14 protein-coding genes are annotated in these 14,776 nt (G+C 63.3%); 8 read left to right on the top strand and 6 right to left on the bottom strand.

Going from position 1 to position 14,776, the window contains the following annotated elements; all coding sequences use genetic code 11:
* The first annotated feature begins 389 nt into the window (after positions 1-389).
* The 7 genes from K6T12_RS11935 to K6T12_RS11965 all read left to right on the top strand — a co-directional run bounded on the left by K6T12_RS11935 (position 390) and on the right by K6T12_RS11965 (position 8,517).
* Positions 390-1,415: a TAXI family TRAP transporter solute-binding subunit gene (locus K6T12_RS11935; RefSeq protein WP_222222753.1), complete on the top strand. Its 1,026-nt coding sequence runs from the start codon at positions 390-392 to the stop codon at positions 1,413-1,415.
* A gap of 80 nt (positions 1,416-1,495) precedes the next feature.
* Entirely contained in the window at positions 1,496-2,686 is a 1,191-nt protein-coding gene (locus K6T12_RS11940; protein WP_222222755.1) for an acyl-CoA dehydrogenase, read from the top strand.
* 31 nt (positions 2,687-2,717) lie between these two features.
* Positions 2,718-3,953, top strand: coding sequence for a CaiB/BaiF CoA transferase family protein (locus tag K6T12_RS11945; protein ID WP_222222757.1), 1,236 nt, complete (start codon positions 2,718-2,720; stop codon positions 3,951-3,953).
* 102 nt (positions 3,954-4,055) lie between these two features.
* Positions 4,056-6,200, top strand: coding sequence for a TRAP transporter permease (locus tag K6T12_RS11950; protein ID WP_222222759.1), 2,145 nt, complete (start codon positions 4,056-4,058; stop codon positions 6,198-6,200).
* Positions 6,201-6,329: 129 nt separating this feature from the next.
* Positions 6,330-6,962, top strand: a complete 633-nt coding sequence (locus K6T12_RS11955) for a pentapeptide repeat-containing protein (RefSeq protein WP_222222761.1) — start codon at positions 6,330-6,332, stop codon at positions 6,960-6,962.
* Between the two features lie 100 nt (positions 6,963-7,062).
* Entirely contained in the window at positions 7,063-7,740 is a 678-nt protein-coding gene (locus K6T12_RS11960; protein ID WP_222222763.1) for an SDR family oxidoreductase, read from the top strand.
* A 78-nt stretch (positions 7,741-7,818) separates the two neighbouring features.
* Positions 7,819-8,517 carry a glutathione S-transferase N-terminal domain-containing protein gene (locus K6T12_RS11965; protein WP_222222765.1) on the top strand — a complete coding sequence of 233 codons (699 nt, stop codon included), beginning with the start codon at positions 7,819-7,821 and terminating at the stop codon, positions 8,515-8,517.
* A 17-nt stretch (positions 8,518-8,534) separates the two neighbouring features.
* On the opposite strand, the gene K6T12_RS11970 is transcribed toward K6T12_RS11965, so the two are convergent.
* The 4 genes from K6T12_RS11970 to K6T12_RS11985 all read right to left on the bottom strand — a co-directional run bounded on the left by K6T12_RS11970 (position 8,535) and on the right by K6T12_RS11985 (position 11,578).
* The gene (locus tag K6T12_RS11970) at positions 8,535-9,350 is read right to left on the bottom strand and encodes an HvfC/BufC N-terminal domain-containing protein (RefSeq protein ID WP_222222767.1); all 816 of its coding nucleotides are present in this window, start codon (positions 9,348-9,350) and stop codon (positions 8,535-8,537) included.
* Entirely contained in the window at positions 9,347-10,198 is an 852-nt protein-coding gene (bufB, locus tag K6T12_RS11975; protein ID WP_222222769.1) for an MNIO family bufferin maturase, read from the bottom strand. Before bufB ends, K6T12_RS11970 begins: the two co-directional genes overlap by 4 nt.
* 112 nt (positions 10,199-10,310) lie before the next feature.
* Positions 10,311-10,778 carry a BufA2 family periplasmic bufferin-type metallophore gene (gene bufA2, locus K6T12_RS21525; RefSeq protein ID WP_255611691.1) on the bottom strand — a complete coding sequence of 156 codons (468 nt, stop codon included), beginning with the start codon at positions 10,776-10,778 and terminating at the stop codon, positions 10,311-10,313.
* 146 nt (positions 10,779-10,924) lie between these two features.
* Positions 10,925-11,578, bottom strand: a complete 654-nt coding sequence (locus tag K6T12_RS11985) for a DUF1614 domain-containing protein (RefSeq protein WP_222222771.1) — start codon at positions 11,576-11,578, stop codon at positions 10,925-10,927.
* Between the two features lie 104 nt (positions 11,579-11,682).
* Here K6T12_RS11985 and K6T12_RS11990 point away from each other — a divergent pair, with 104 nt between their 5' ends.
* Entirely contained in the window at positions 11,683-12,669 is a 987-nt protein-coding gene (locus tag K6T12_RS11990) for a serine/threonine protein kinase (RefSeq protein ID WP_222222773.1), read from the top strand.
* Between the two features lie 126 nt (positions 12,670-12,795).
* Here K6T12_RS11990 and K6T12_RS11995 read toward each other — a convergent pair whose 3' ends face one another.
* Together K6T12_RS11995 and K6T12_RS12000 are read right to left on the bottom strand one after the other, a co-directional pair.
* The gene (locus K6T12_RS11995; RefSeq protein ID WP_222222787.1) at positions 12,796-13,257 is read right to left on the bottom strand and encodes an REP-associated tyrosine transposase; all 462 of its coding nucleotides are present in this window, start codon (positions 13,255-13,257) and stop codon (positions 12,796-12,798) included.
* A 127-nt stretch (positions 13,258-13,384) separates the two neighbouring features.
* Positions 13,385-14,680, bottom strand: a complete 1,296-nt coding sequence (locus K6T12_RS12000) for a DEAD/DEAH box helicase (RefSeq protein WP_222222789.1) — start codon at positions 14,678-14,680, stop codon at positions 13,385-13,387.
* Positions 14,681-14,776 lie beyond the last annotated feature (96 nt).

The following is a 14,776-nucleotide window of genomic DNA, read 5'->3' on the forward strand; positions in this document are numbered from 1 at the left end:
TTGCCGGCAAGCGGATTAGATCAGTTTCACCGCTTTCCGGCAGTCTTTCACTACAGCCCCCGACTCGAACCCTCAGTCCAGCGGTCCGGCGACCCGGCGGTCCGGCGAACCGGTCGTCTGCAACGGTGGCCATTCTCAAGCCGGTGTAGTGGTGCTGCCGATTTTCCCGTCCGGTTTGAGCGAAATTTTGCTGATTCAATTCGCCGATCTGGCTGAATCTTGCTGATCGCTCATTTTTGTCATTTTAAAAAATCAATAAATACAAATAGTTATAAGTTTTTTCCTGTTGGCATCGTCCTTGCTCTTTAGTAGCAGAGCACCGCGTAACAGCGCTTTGCCTGCGCGGTGCTGATCCTCCGTTCAATAAAAACGATTCACGGGAGAGTGCGATGACAATAAAAACATGGGCACAAAAGATGACGCAGGCGGCAGTTGTCGTCGGTAGCCTGAGCTGGGGCGCGCAGGCGTTCGCCGATAACACCAGTTACATCCTGGCCACGGCCACCACCGGCGGCACCTACTATCCGGTCGGGGTGGCGCTCAGCACCCTGACCAAGGTCAAGCTGGAGCCGACACACAAGTTCTCGCTGTCGGCGATCAGCTCGGCCGGCTCCGGCGAAAACGTCAAGTTGCTGCGCGAAAACCAGGCCCAGTTCGGCATCCTGATGGGGCTGTACGGCAGCTGGGCCTGGGAGGGCACGGGACGCTTGCAGAACGCCGGACCGCAGCCGCATCTGCGCTCGGTTTCCATGCTGTGGCCGAACGTCGAGCACTTTCTGGTACGCAACGAGTTCCGTAAAAGCGGTACCCTGGACGACCTGAAAGGGCTGAATGAGGCCAGCTTCTCGATCGGCAAGCGCAACTCCGGCACTGAAGGCGCCAACCGCTATATCCTCGGTCAACTGGGGCTGCAGCCGGAACAGTCCTTCAACGTGACCTACCTGGGCTACGGCGCCAGCGCCGATGCCCTGCAGAACAACAATATTCAGGGGATGAACACTTCGGCCGGGGTGCCGGTATCGGCGGTGACCCGCGCGACCGCCGCAATGAGCGACAGCGTTTCGCTGCTGGAGATCAGCGACCAGCAGCTGGCGCAGATCAACCAGAAGTACCCGCTATGGAGCCGCTACGAGATTCCGGCCAATACCTACCCCGGTCAGAAACAGGCGGTCAAGACCGCCGCGCAGCCCAACTTCCTGGCGGTGCGCGACGATGTTGACGAAGAGCATGTCTACAAGCTGACCAAGACCATCTACGAAAACCTGCCGTTCCTGCAGAACATCCATAAAGCCACTAAAGCGATGTCGCTGCAGCAAGCGATCGCCGGCCTGCCGGTACCGCTGCACCCCGGTGCCGCCCGCTATTACCGTGAGCAGGGGATCGACATTCCCGACCGTTTGATCGCCAACTACTGAGCCGGCGTCGGTGGGGCCCGCGTCACCTGGGGCTCCACCATCCAGCCACCCGTAACGTCGAATAGAAGAGAGATTGAGTCATGAGTAATCACAACACACGTGCGCCCTTTGCCTGGGAAGATCCGTTCCTGCTGGAACAGCAGCTGACCGAGGAGGAGCGGATGGTGCGCGATATGGCCCGCGGTTACTGCCAGGAACGGCTGCTGCCGGGGGTGCTGGAGGCCAACCGCCATGAGGTGTTCAACCGCGAGATCATGAACGAGATGGGTGAGATGGGGTTGCTGGGCAGCACCCTGCCGGAAGAGTACGGTTGCGCCGGCGTCAACCATGTCTGCTACGGACTGGCGGCACGTGAAGTGGAGCGGGTGGACAGTGGCTATCGCTCGGCGATGAGCGTCCAGTCGTCGCTGGTGATGCATCCGATCTACGCCTACGGCTCTGAGGAGCAGCGGCGCAAGTACCTGCCGAAGCTGGCGACCGGTGAGTGGGTCGGTTGTTTCGGCCTGACCGAACCGGATGTCGGCTCCGATCCCAACAACATGAAAACCCGTGCTGAGGCGGTGGACGGCGGCTACCGGCTGACCGGCGCCAAGATGTGGATCACCAACTCGCCGATCGCTGAGGTGATGGTGGTCTGGGCCAAGCTGGACGGCGTGGTGCGCGGCTTCCTGCTGGAGCGCGGCATGGCGGGGCTGAGCACCCCGAAGATCGAAGGCAAGTTCTCGCTGCGCGCCTCCATTACCGGCGAGATCGTGATGGACAACGTCATGGTGCCGACGGAAAACCTGCTGCCCAATGTCCAGGGGCTGAAAGGTCCGTTCGGTTGCCTCAACAAGGCCCGCTACGGCATCGCCTGGGGGGCGCTGGGGGCGGCCGAGTTCTGCTGGCATGCCGCACGTCAGTACACCCTGGACCGCATTCAGTTCAACCGCCCGCTGGCCGCCAACCAGTTGATCCAGAAGAAACTGGCCGACATGCAGACCGAGATCGGAATTGGTCTGCAGGCCTGCCTGCAGGCTGGCCGGCTGATGGATAACGGCCAGTGCGCGCCGGAGTTGATCTCGCTGATCAAGCGCAACTCCTGCGGCAAGGCGCTGGATATCGCCCGTGTTTCCCGCGATATGCATGGCGGCAACGGTATCTCCGACGAATTCCACGTGATCCGCCACGTGATGAACCTGGAAGCGGTCAACACCTACGAGGGTACCCACGACGTGCACGCCCTGGTGCTGGGCCGGGCACAGACCGGTATCCAGGCGTTTTCCGCCTGAACCGAGCCGCATACGGACAAGGAGAGAAAACATGGGTGCCTTATCGCATATCCGGGTGCTCGATCTGAGTCGCATCCTGGCCGGCCCCTGGGCCGGCCAGCTGCTGGCCGATCTGGGCGCCGAAGTGATCAAGGTGGAGCGGCCGGGGCGGGGTGACGATACCCGTGGCTGGGGGCCGCCCTATCTGAAGGACGGCGACGGCCGCGATAGCCGCGATGCCGCCTATTTTCTGACCGCCAACCGCAATAAACAGTCGCTGGCGATCGATATCGCCAGCGCTGAGGGGCAGGCGCTGATCCGCCGGCTGGTGGCTGAGTGTGATGTGCTGCTGGAGAACTACAAAGTCGACGGGCTGAAGAAGTACGGCCTGGACTACGACAGCCTGAAGGAACTCAACCCGGGGCTGATCTACTGCTCGATCACCGGCTTCGGTCAGACCGGGCCGTACCGCAAGCGGGCCGGTTACGACTTCCTGATCCAGGCGATGAGCGGCCTGATGAGCATCACCGGCGAGCCGGACGGCATGCCCGGCGGCGGGCCGCAGAAGGTCGGCGTGGCGCTGACCGACGTGCTGACCGGTATGTACGCGGCGACGGCGGTGTTGGCCGCGTTGGCCCATCGCGGCCAGACCGGTGAGGGGCAGTATATCGATCTGGCGTTGCTCGATGTACAGGTGGCCTGTCTGGCCAACCAGGCACTGAACTACCGCAGTTCCGGCCAGGTGCCGCAGCGGCTCGGCAACGCCCACCCCAATATCGTGCCCTATCAGGTATTCGCCAGCGCCGATGGCCACATCATCCTGGCCGTCGGCAACGACGACCAGTTCGCCCGCTGTTGCGAGCTGTTGGGCCATGCCGAGTGGGCTGCCGACCGCCGCTTTGCCAGCAATGCCGCTCGGGTGGTGCACCGCGAACTGCTGATCCCGCTGCTTGCCGAGCAACTGGCCGGGCAGCCAAGCAGCTACTGGTTGCAGGTGATGGAAGCGGCGGGGGTGCCCTGTGGGCCGATCAACCGTATCGATCAGGTCTTTGCCGACCCGCAGGTGCAGGCGCGGCAGATGGCGGTGGACCTGCCCCATGCCTCGGGCGGCACCGCGCCGCTGGTGGCCAATCCGATCCGCATGTCGCGCACCCCGGTGGAGTATCGTCAGGCGCCGCCGCAACTGGGCGCCGATACCCGCGAGGTGCTGGGGCGCTGGCTCGGCCTGACGGCGCAGGACCTGCAGCCGCTGGTCGAGCAGGGCGTGTTGCAGTGTGCCGATCGTTGATCGGCACCGGGCACCGGGCACCGGCGATGAGCGCCAGGCCGCTACCCGGAAGGTGGCGGCCAACTCTGAAAAACAACAATAACGAGCGTACGGAGGCCTCTGATGGGTGCCGAATCTGAACACAACAGCCCGGTGGCGGACGCACAACCGCCGCTGGTGGGTAAGTTTATCTACGGTTTCGGGGTGCTGGTCGCGCTGCTGCATATCTACTTCAACACCTTGGGCACGCTGTCGGAACTCTGGGTCTCGGCGCTGCATTTCGGCCTGTTCGGCGTGCTGTGCGCACTGCTGTGCCCGCTGGCCCGCCGGGGCAAGCCCGCCAACTATCTGCTCAATGGCGCCCTTGGCCTGCTGGCGCTGCTCTGTGCCGGCTATCTGATCCTCAACGAGGCGGCGTTGTATGACCGTGGCGTGGTGTTTACCGGCGCCGACTGGCTGATATCGGGGCTGGCGATCCTGATCGTGATCGAGTTCACCCGTCGCACCACCGGCTGGCTGATACCGGTGCTGATCGTGCTGGCGATCACCTACATGGCCTGGTGGGGCAGGTACCTGAGTGGTGTGTTTGCCTTTCCGGGCTTGAGCTGGGAGACGGTGCTGTTCCGCAGCTTCTTCTCCAATGAGGGGATGTTCGGCGCCATCGCCCGCATCTCCTCGACCTACGTGTTCATGTTCATCCTGTTCGGGGCCTTCCTGGTCAAATCCGGCGCCGGCGAGTTCATCATCAACCTGGCCCGCTGCGTGGCCGGCCGGCTGGTCGGCGGGCCGGGACTGGTGGCGGTGTTCGGCTCCGGCCTGATGGGTTCGATATCCGGCTCGGCGGTGGCCAACACCGTCTCCACCGGTATCGTCACCATTCCGCTGATGAAGCGCTCCGGCTTTCGGGCCGATTTTGCCGCCGGTATCGAAGCGGCCTCGTCGACCGGCGGCCAGCTGATGCCGCCGGTGATGGGCGCCGGCGCCTTCGTGATGGCCAGCTATACCCAGGTACCCTATGCCGAGATTATCGCGGTGGCGCTGCTGCCGGCATTGCTCTATTTCCTGTCGGTGGCGGCCTTCGTTCGCATTGAGGCCAAGCGACATGGGCTGGGCAGTGTCGATCAGCAGGTGCCGCGGTTTACCACGCTGCTGCGTGAGGGCTGGCACTCGCTGCTGCCGATCGCCGTATTGGTGGCGTTGCTGATCTACGGTTTCACCCCCACCTATGCCGCCGGGCTCAGTATCCTGGCGGCCATTGTCGCGTCCTGGCTGTCGCCGCGACCGCTCGGCCTGCGCGATATCCTCGATGCCCTGGCCGATGGCTCGCGCAACATGGTGTCGACCGCCATCCTGCTGATCGCGGTGGGGCTGGTGATCAACGTGGTGACCACCACCGGTATCGGCAACACCTTCTCACTGATGATCAACGAGTGGAGCCAGGGCAGTCTGCTGATCAGCATAGTACTGGTGGCGCTGGCCTCGCTGGTGATCGGCATGGGGTTGCCGGTGACCGCCGCCTATATCGTGCTGGGTACGCTGTCGGCGCCGGCACTGTACAACCTGATCGTCGAGATGCAGCTGCTGGATGCGCTGGTCCGCGGCGAGATCGCCGAAGGCGGCCGGATGGCGCTGATGCTGGTCGATGCCGCGCTGCCCGAGGCGGTGAACCAGGGGCTGAGCGAAAGCCGCGCGCAGGCGTTGCTGGCCGAGCTACCGCTGGAAGTGAAGGGGCTGCTGATCGAACAGGGGCTGCAGCCGGCGGTGATTACCGGCGCGCTGCTGTCGGCCCACCTGATCATCTTCTGGTTGTCGCAGGACAGTAACGTCACCCCGCCGGTCTGCCTGGCGGCCTTTGCCGCGGCGGCGATCGCGCATTCGCGGCCGATGCGTACCGGCTTCCTGTCCTGGCGCTTCGCCAAGGGGCTCTATATCGTGCCGCTGATGATCGCCTATGGGCCGTTGACCTCGGGCAGCTGGGATCAGATGCTGCTGGCTTTCGCCGCCGGGGTGTTCGGCATCTACGCGCTGGTCGGTGTGCTGGAAGGTTATCTGGAGGGGCCGCTGCGCTGGTGGCAGCGGCTGGTGCTGCTGGCGGCGGCCGGGCTGCTGCTCTGGCCGGGCATGCATATCGGCCTCAACCTGCTGGGTACGCTGCTGGTGGGGCTGGTGACCGGCCTGAGCTGGCAGCCGTTTCGATCACGTGAGCAGACCGGGGAGCTTGAGCCAGTCGAAAATAGCGAGGGTTCACTGTCTTCGGTGGGCCGCTAAGGCGGTTCGCTCATCGCCCGCGCGATAGGCGCCAGGCGCTCGATACGGCATACTGAATTCAACTCGGATCAATTATCCTGATACGGCTTTGGGATACACTGAGCCAGAATCTGCAGCATGGGGTGGGCGATGAGCGATAAAAAATATTTCCGGGGCGCCGACTGGTTCGGCAAGGACCTGCACAAGGCCGAGCTGGAGCAGGCGGATCTGCGCGAGGCCAACCTGCAGGAAGCGGACCTCAGCCACGCCAACCTGCGGTTCGCCGATCTGCGCGGCGCCGACCTGTCCGGCTGCAACCTCTACCGGGCCGACCTGACCGGCGCCCGGCTGCAGCGCGCCAGCCTGCGCGAGGCGGACCTGTTCCACGGCATCCTCGACCGGGCCGACCTGACCGAGGCCTGTCTGATCAAGGCCAACCTGAACGGCGCCACCGCCCGCAAGGCCTGCTTCGACCAGGCCGATTTCTACGAGGCCAGCCTGTACAACGTCGATCTCAGCCAGGCCAGCGTACAGGGTGCCGACCTGTTCCATGCCGACCTGTTCCATGCCAAGTTGCACAAGACCGACTTTACCGGCAGCGACTTCACCGACAGCTACCTCTCCAACGCGGTTCTCGACCAGACCATCTTCGACAAGGCCGACCTGAGCGGCGCCACCATGCCGGACGGCACCCTCTGCGCGCACGGTTCCATCGGCCAGTGCATCCCGAAAGATCCGAACCAGCCCGGCTTCCCGCCGATCTCGATGCCGCCGCTGGGGTGATGGTTGTGGTTGCAGCGCCGGTTGGCAGAAGGCGAGCGACTGATGGCGACGGCCTGTGGCCGGGCCATCGCATTCCGAAGCAAGACGAGTATTGAAAACGATGCCGACTATTCTGATTACCGGCGCCAATCGCGGCATCGGCCAGGCGCTGGCACACTCCTACCTGCGGGATGGCTGGCGGGTGCTGGCGACCCGGCGCGGGCCGGACAGCGCGCTACCCGACGGGGTTGAGCCGTTGCCGCTGGATGTCGGCGATGGCGACTCCATCGCTGCGCTGAAAGCACAGCTTGCCGGCGAGCCGATCGACCTGCTCTGGAACAATGCCGGTGTCTACCTGGACAAGAACCTGAGCCTGGCGCAGCTGTCTGACCGCGACTGGTTGCGCACCTTCCAGATCAACAGCATCGCGCCGATCCGCATCGCCGAAGCGCTGGCGGAGAACGTGGCCGCGTCGCAACGCAAGGTGATGGCCTTCACCACCAGCAAGATGGGGTCCTTGGCGGGAAACGGCGCGGGCGCCTATGCCTATCGTGCGTCGAAGACGGCGCTCAACATGGCGGTGCGCTGCTTCGCCAATGATTATCGCGCAGCGGGTATCAGTTGCCTGCTGCTGCATCCCGGCCATGTCCAAACCGATATGGGCGGGCCGCAAGGGGCGATCGATGTGGCGACCAGCGTGGCCGGCATGCGTACGCTGGTGGATCGGGTCACGCCGGCTGTGCAGGCGCAGTTCAGCGGCGGTTTTTTCGACTATGATGGCAGCCCGATCCCCTGGTAATCATCGGCTGTTCTCTACCGTCGCTAGACTCAGGTCCGCTGCAACACTCACCACGGTTAACAGAAAAGGATACCCGCAATGACCGATCTTTCCGCTTTCCCGATCACCCGAAAATGGCCGGCCCGGCATCCCGAGCGGTTGCAGCTGTACTCCCTACCGACCCCGAACGGGGTGAAGGTGTCGATCATGCTGGAGGAGATCGGCCTGCCGTATGAGGCGCATCGGGTCAGTTTCGACAGCGATGATCAGCTGTCGCCCGCGTTTCTGTCGCTGAACCCGAACAACAAGATTCCGGCGATCCTGGACCCCGATGGCCCGTCGGGCAAGCCGATGCCGCTGTTCGAATCGGGCGCGATTCTGGTTTACCTGGCCGATAAGTCCGGCCAGTTGCTGCCGGATGACCCCCATGAACGCTACCAGGCGTTGCAGTGGCTGATGTTCCAGATGGGCGGTATCGGCCCGATGTTCGGCCAGGTGGGCTTTTTCAATAAGTTTGCCGGCAAGCAGTTCGAAGACAAACGACCGCTCGACCGTTACGTGGCGGAATCGTGCCGCCTGCTCGGGGTGCTGGATCAGCAGCTGGCCGGTCGCAGCTGGCTGCTGGGCGACGACTATTCAATCGCCGATATCGCGACCTTTCCCTGGGTACGCAACCTGATCGGCTTCTACGAAGCGGGCGATCTGGTCGCCATTGACGACTTCCGCAACGTGACGCGTACTCTGCAGGCATTCCTGGCGCGCCCGGCGGTGCAGCGGGGCTTGACCGTCCCGGCCTGAGCGGGCTACCGGTGTCCTCAGACCAGCGTCAGTTCGGCCGTTTGCGCCGGCGTCTTCAGCTGCTGTATCCATCCGCGCTCCAGCCAGCCGAGCAGGCTGTTCAGCAGCGTCTCCCCGGCGTCCTGCGCCGGCAGCTGGCCGATCAGCAGTTCGGCGGCGGCGGCCAGGTCGTCACCCTGCAGGCAGGCGCACAACAGTTGGCGCTCCAGCGGGCTGATCGAGCAGAACTCGGTCAGCCGTTCGGCGTTGCGCCACAGTAGCCAGTGCTCCCTGGCTTGGCGGATCTGCGGCGGTGTCTGCTCGGCCTTCAACGCCTGCCAGACCGGCACCACGTTAAAGTCGCTGCTGAACAGCTGTACGCTGGGGTGGAAACTCAGCGTCAGCGGGGGCCACTGCTCCGGCGACAGTTGGCGCAGCTGGTCGGCGCTGGCTCGGGGCGCGTCGGCGGCGTCGAAGGCGCTCAGCAGGGCGCGCTCGAAGCGGCACAGCTCGGCGATCTGCGGATATTGGCGGAACGGTTCGGCGTCGCGCAGAAACTGCGGCAGCCGGTCGGCGAACTGGCGCAGCGAACGGTCGTTCGACGGGCACTGGTCGATATAGTCGTCCACCATCCGTTCGAACAGCTGGTCGCCCAGGTAGAGGCCCAGTATCGGGTGGTCGGTTTCCAGGGTTTCCCGCAACCGGCTGCGGTAGGCGTTGCGGTAGATCGCCAGCCGCTGCGAGCCGTCGACCGCACCCTGATCGACGATATGGCGATCGATAGCGCTGTGCTGGCCGCGCAGATAGGCCAGCAACTGTCGCTGGCGACGTTGCAGTGCGTCTGGCGGCGTCATACCGAACCCTCCTCCGCTGTGACGGTGGCGAGCCGGCGGGCGATCTCCAGTTCGGCCAGCAGTTCATCCAATGGCGGAATATGGTCGTCGCGCTCGATCAGGGTGCTGACCGGGCCGAAGCGTTGCCATGCCTCACGGAATAGTTGCCAGACCGGGTCGGCGATCGGGTGGTCGTGGGTGTCGATCACATAGTCGCCGTAGTCGCTGTGGCCGGCCAGGTGAAACTGGCGCACCCGGGCCGGGTCGACGGCATGGAGGTAGTCCCGCGCATCGAAGCCGTGGTTGCGGGCGCTGACATAGATGTTGTTGATATCCAGCAGGATCAGGCAGTCGGCCCGCTCGGCGACCTCACCGAGAAACTGCCATTCGGTCATCTCCGACTCGCGGTAGCTGAGGTAGCTGGAGACGTTCTCCAGCAGGATCTGCCGGCCGAGGAAACTCTGTACCTGGTCGATCCGCTCGACCAGGTGGCGGATGGCCGGTTCGGTGTAGGGCAACGGCAGCAGATCGTGGCTGTTCAGGCCGTCGACGCCGGTCCAGCAGAGGTGGTCGGACAACCACGCCGGCTGCAGCTCATTGGCCAGGGTTTTCAGCTGCTTCAGGTAGTCCATGTCGAGCGGGTCGGTGGAGCCGATCGACAGCGACACGCCGTGCATCACCATCGGGTAGTGTTCGCGGATGGCGTGCAGGTAGTATTTCGGTTTGCCGCCGGCGACCATGAAGTTTTCCGAGATCACTTCGAACCAGTCCACCGCCGGCCGCTGCTGCAGTACCTCGTGAAAATGCTGCGGGCGCAGGCCCAGCCCGAACCCCAGATAGGGATGCTCTAAGGCTCCAGTGTCCGACATCTTTCCCTCCATTGAAACGGTCTTCCGCCATAGGCGTTGCCGGCTAAGGCGAGGCCATATGAAAACTGCCAAGTACCGCCGGTGCGGGACCCTTTCATATGGCCTCCGGGCGTCAGCCGGTGGTGCCGCCGACCGCCTTGCAGGAGCTGGCGGTGGTCATCACGAAGCCCTGGCCCTTGCAGGCGGCCTGGCCTTTGCAGGCGTTGTTGGCGGTCTTGCAGTCGTTATGGCCTTTGCAGACATTGACGCCGTAGCACTGGGTCAGCTCCGCTTTGCTGATCTGGCCGCGCCAGTCGTCTTTCAGGTTACCGCCGATGTCGGCGCAGGCCTTGGCCGGCATCGCCACGAAGCCGGTGCCCTTGCAGGCACCCTGACCCTTGCAGGCGTTACTGGCGCCGCCACAGTCGTTCATCCCCTTGCAGGCGTTGACGCCGTAGCAGTGCACCATCTCAACGCCACTGCTGCTGGCCTTGCCATAACCGCTGCCGGTGGTTGTGCCTGACGACTGGCAGCCGGCCAGGGCCGCGGCTGACAGCACCACCGCCGCGCCGGTCAGTGTCGGATTGGGTTTCAGGTTCATCGTTGCTGATCCTCCGTTCGGTTCGACAGCACCATCCGGCCGCCGTGTTGGGCCGGCTGCGGACGGGTTGTTCAATAAACATAGTGAATCACTCGGCTATTTGCTTAGTGCGAACGGGCCTTAACAACCGGTTTATGAGTCGCCTGTCAGGGAGAAGGGATCATCAGGCCCAGCTGCACCAGCGCCTCGGCGGTCAGCATCGCCAGCAGGCCGCTGAGGAAGATCGCATCCATCACCCCGCCGGCGCCGATCAGGATCGGCTTGTCGCTGCCGCTCAGTCGGCTGAGTTGCGGCAGGTGCAGCAAGTCGCCGCCGATCAGGGTGCCCAGCACCGCGCAGGTGTAGGCCCAGACCAGATAGTGCGGGCCGCCGACCGCCAGCCCGCCGACTGCGGCCGCCAGCACCGCGCCGAACAGGTAGATGATGTTGCCGGACTGGCGAACCCGGGTCAGCGGGTAGACGATGGCGCTGGTGCCGGCGATCAGCAGCAGCATCGGCAGCAGTGCGAACTCGATCCCCTGGCTGAAATAGAGGATGAAGAACAGTGGGATCACCGCGCCGCCGAGGTTGATGCCGATGATCACCTTGCGGCCCTCCTGCGGTTGCTCGTCGTCGGTCTCCGGGAGTTCGATCGAGGCCAGCTGGATCGCCACCAGGCTGGCCAGCGTGGCCAGCCCCATGCCGTAAGCGATCTCCGCCTGGCTCAACGCCAGTTGGTCGATCACCCGTTCGATAACGCCGGTCTGGAAGAAGATCAGGAAGATAACCAGGGCAAGCAGGTAGCGCAGATTCTGCTGCATAACGGCCTCCGTAGACTGTACTAACAGTAAAGCAGAAGGCGGAAGCCTTGCAGCGCTGCCGGCGGCGGCGTAGGCTGGGCGGCTTGCCAGAGAGGAGTGCCGCGATGTTCGAACAGCCCCATCCATTCGAAACCCTGACCCCCAGCTTTATCATGGATGCGGTGGAGAGGTTGGGCCATTGGTGCGACGGTCGCACCTTTCCGCTGAACAGCTACGAGAACCGGGTCTACCAGGTGGGTATCGACGAGCAGGAGCCGCTGATCGCCAAGTTCTACCGGCCAGGCCGCTGGAGCGACGCGCAGATCCTCGAGGAGCATCAGTTCACCTTCGAGCTGGCTGAACAGGAGCTGCCGGTGGTGGCGCCGATCCGCGATGCTGAGGGGTGCAGTCTGTTCCAGCATGGCGGTTTCCGCTTTGCGCTGTTTCCGCGCCGTGGCGGCCGGGCGCCGGAGTTGGCCAACCTCGATAACCTGTTTCAGCTGGGTCGGCTGCTGGGCCGGTTCCATCTGATCGGCGCCAAGCGGCCGTTCGAGCACCGGCCGGAGATCACCTGCCAGAACTACGGTCATGACAGCGTCGCGCTGATCAGCGAACGGTTCATTCCGGCCGAACTGAAGCCGGCCTATGACAGCCTGACCCGCGATCTGCTGCAATTGATGGACCAGCGGGTCGCCGAGGTGGGTGAGGTGGCCAAGATCCGGGTGCACGGCGACTGCCACAGCGGCAATATGCTGTGGCGCGACGACGCGCCGCACTTCGTCGATTTCGACGACGCCCGTATGGCGCCGGCGGTGCAGGATCTGTGGATGCTGCTGTCCGGCGACCGCCAGGAGCAGACCGTGCAGCTGTCGGAGATACTGGACGGTTACGCCGAGTTCTACGACTTCTCGCTGAAGGAGCTACAGCTGATAGAGGTGCTGCGCACCCTGCGGATCATGCATTACAGCGCTTGGCTGGCGCGCCGTTGGGAGGACCCGGCCTTCCCGCACAACTTCCCCTGGTTCAACACCGAGCGTTACTGGAGCGAACATATCCTGGAGCTGCGCGAGCAGTTCGCCGCCTTGCAGGAGCCGGTGCTGCAGGTGCAGTAAGGGAAGTAAACAGTGTTGAGTTCACAGTTGCTGAAAAATCGCCGCGAGGGCGCGCCTCCTACACATATTGGCCATTGGCACAGACCGGTGGGAGGCGCGCCCCGCGGCGACTTTTTCAATGCCCAATCAGAGCCAGATTGCATCCCACAACGGATACTTTCGTACCGAGTTTACTAATTCGGCTCGTATGGGATTCATAACGATATAGCGGGCGATAGCCTGTAAATCCTCCTCGCGCCGCAATGCCCGATCATGGAACCCATCTTGCCAAATCGGGCCATGCCGCTTGAGGTGTTTATTAATTCTGTGCGCAGAAACTGACTTAACCTGCTGCACGACCTTGGAAAGGGAAACATGATCGCCCAGTTGCATCAGCCAGTGGAAGTGGTCCGGCATTACCACGAATGCCAGGGTTTTTGTGTTGGATTCGGTGCCCCGAAAGCAGTCAACCAATAGCCGTCCAATGTTGAATTCTTGAAACCAAGGGGCACGATTTTCTGTGGTGGCGGTGATCAGATAGATTCGATAGGGCTCAGAATATCTTCCATATCGCAAACGTTTCGAGCCCGCTCTGACAGTCCTTGTCATTAGGGAAACTCCATTCTTTTAGTATGCTGTCGCCGCGGGCGCGCCTTATATGGACCCACCGGCCTGTACCAATACGTGTGGGAGGCGCGCCCCGCGTGGTCCGGCAATCCGGCGACCTTGTCGGTTACTAGTCTTTAGCTTTCGGTGACTTTGGGCCGCGGCCGACCCGTTTCTTGGGCTTGTCTTTAGCCTTCTTGGCCTTGCTGTTGGCGGCCACTTTCTTGCGGGCTTTCTTGGCCTTGCCGGCGGCGCGGCGGCGCTCTTCGTCGCTGGGCGGTTCCGGTTTCTGCGGCTCAAGGCCCGCCACCGTGGCGCGGGGCAGGGCGCTGCCCATGTAGCGCTCGATACGGCCCACCGTCGGCCAGTCCATGCCGTCGACCAGTGACCAGGCGTAGCCCTGGCTCTGGTCGCGGCCGGCACGGCCGGCGCGGTGTACATAGATATCGGCCTTTTTCGGCAGCTGCAGATTGATCACATGGCTGATGTCGGCCAGATCGAGACCGCGGGCGGCGATGTCGGTGGCGACCAGCATCTGTACCCGGCCCTTGCGCAGTTTCTTGATCCGTTCGTTACGCAGCCCCTGCGGCATCTCGCCGTGCAGGCCGTCGCACATCACCTTGCAGCTGCGCACGAAGTTGACCCAGGGATCGACCTGGCTGCGCGAGGCGACGAACAGCAGCACCTTCTTGATCTCCGGGCTTTGCAGCAGCGCTTTAAGCACACGCTGCTTGTGTTCTTCGTTGTCGACCCGGTAGATCGCCTGCTGGATGTTGCGGCTGACGCCACGCGGGTTCTCGATGCTCAGCGTCTGGGCGTCGTCGTCCAGCAGGTCGTCGGCCAGATTCTGTACCTTGTCGCCCTCCAGGGTGGCGGAGAACATCAATGTCTGGCGATCGCGCGGTGTCAGTTCGGCCAGCTTGCGGATCGGCTCGATGAAACCCATATCCAGCATCCGGTCCGCCTCGTCGATGATCAGCTGCTGCACGATCGACAGGTCAAGCCAGCCCTTGTCGTCCATTTCCAGCAGTCGACCCGGCGTGGCGACCAGGATGTCCAGCGGCTCGCTGAGCAGTTGCTGCTGCATGCCGTAGGGTTCGCCACCGACGATCAGGCCGCTGCGAATCTCGGTGAACGCGCTCACTTGTCCGATCACCCGGTAGGTCTGGCGGGCCAGCTCACGGGTCGGGCTGAGAATCAGTACCCGCGGCGTGCTGGCCGGCTCCTGCTGGTCTAGGATGTGCTGTAGCGCCGGCAACACAAACGCCAGAGTCTTGCCGGTGCCGGTCGGCGCCGAGGCAAGCAGGTCCTGGGCGTCCATAATTAGGGGGATCGCCTGTCGTTGGATATCGGTCGGTACCACCAGCGACTGTTCGGCCAGCCCCTGCAGCAGTTCAAGATCTAGTTCTAGGTCGACGAATGACATGGCGATGGTTCTCGGCACGGGTGAAAACGGGCGCTAAGAATACCCGAAATCCACCTTCGATTGGACGCCATTTTGCCGTTGTGAATTTGGGTGCGA

The sequence above is a fragment of the Marinobacterium arenosum genome (assembly GCF_019795155.1).
Taxonomy (GTDB): domain Bacteria; phylum Pseudomonadota; class Gammaproteobacteria; order Pseudomonadales; family Balneatricaceae; genus Marinobacterium_C; species Marinobacterium_C arenosum.

Coding starts and splice junctions, on each gene's coding strand:
- K6T12_RS11935 (WP_222222753.1), top strand. CDS start 390: ATGACAATAAAAACATGGGCACAAAAGATGACGCAGGCGGCAGTTGTC.
- K6T12_RS11940 (WP_222222755.1), top strand. CDS start 1,496: ATGAGTAATCACAACACACGTGCGCCCTTTGCCTGGGAAGATCCGTTC.
- K6T12_RS11945 (WP_222222757.1), top strand. CDS start 2,718: ATGGGTGCCTTATCGCATATCCGGGTGCTCGATCTGAGTCGCATCCTG.
- K6T12_RS11950 (WP_222222759.1), top strand. CDS start 4,056: ATGGGTGCCGAATCTGAACACAACAGCCCGGTGGCGGACGCACAACCG.
- K6T12_RS11955 (WP_222222761.1), top strand. CDS start 6,330: ATGAGCGATAAAAAATATTTCCGGGGCGCCGACTGGTTCGGCAAGGAC.
- K6T12_RS11960 (WP_222222763.1), top strand. CDS start 7,063: ATGCCGACTATTCTGATTACCGGCGCCAATCGCGGCATCGGCCAGGCG.
- K6T12_RS11965 (WP_222222765.1), top strand. CDS start 7,819: ATGACCGATCTTTCCGCTTTCCCGATCACCCGAAAATGGCCGGCCCGG.
- K6T12_RS11970 (WP_222222767.1), bottom strand. CDS start 9,350: ATGACGCCGCCAGACGCACTGCAACGTCGCCAGCGACAGTTGCTGGCC.
- bufB (WP_222222769.1), bottom strand. CDS start 10,198: ATGTCGGACACTGGAGCCTTAGAGCATCCCTATCTGGGGTTCGGGCTG.
- bufA2 (WP_255611691.1), bottom strand. CDS start 10,778: ATGAACCTGAAACCCAATCCGACACTGACCGGCGCGGCGGTGGTGCTG.
- K6T12_RS11985 (WP_222222771.1), bottom strand. CDS start 11,578: ATGCAGCAGAATCTGCGCTACCTGCTTGCCCTGGTTATCTTCCTGATC.
- K6T12_RS11990 (WP_222222773.1), top strand. CDS start 11,683: ATGTTCGAACAGCCCCATCCATTCGAAACCCTGACCCCCAGCTTTATC.
- K6T12_RS11995 (WP_222222787.1), bottom strand. CDS start 13,257: ATGACAAGGACTGTCAGAGCGGGCTCGAAACGTTTGCGATATGGAAGA.
- K6T12_RS12000 (WP_222222789.1), bottom strand. CDS start 14,680: ATGTCATTCGTCGACCTAGAACTAGATCTTGAACTGCTGCAGGGGCTG.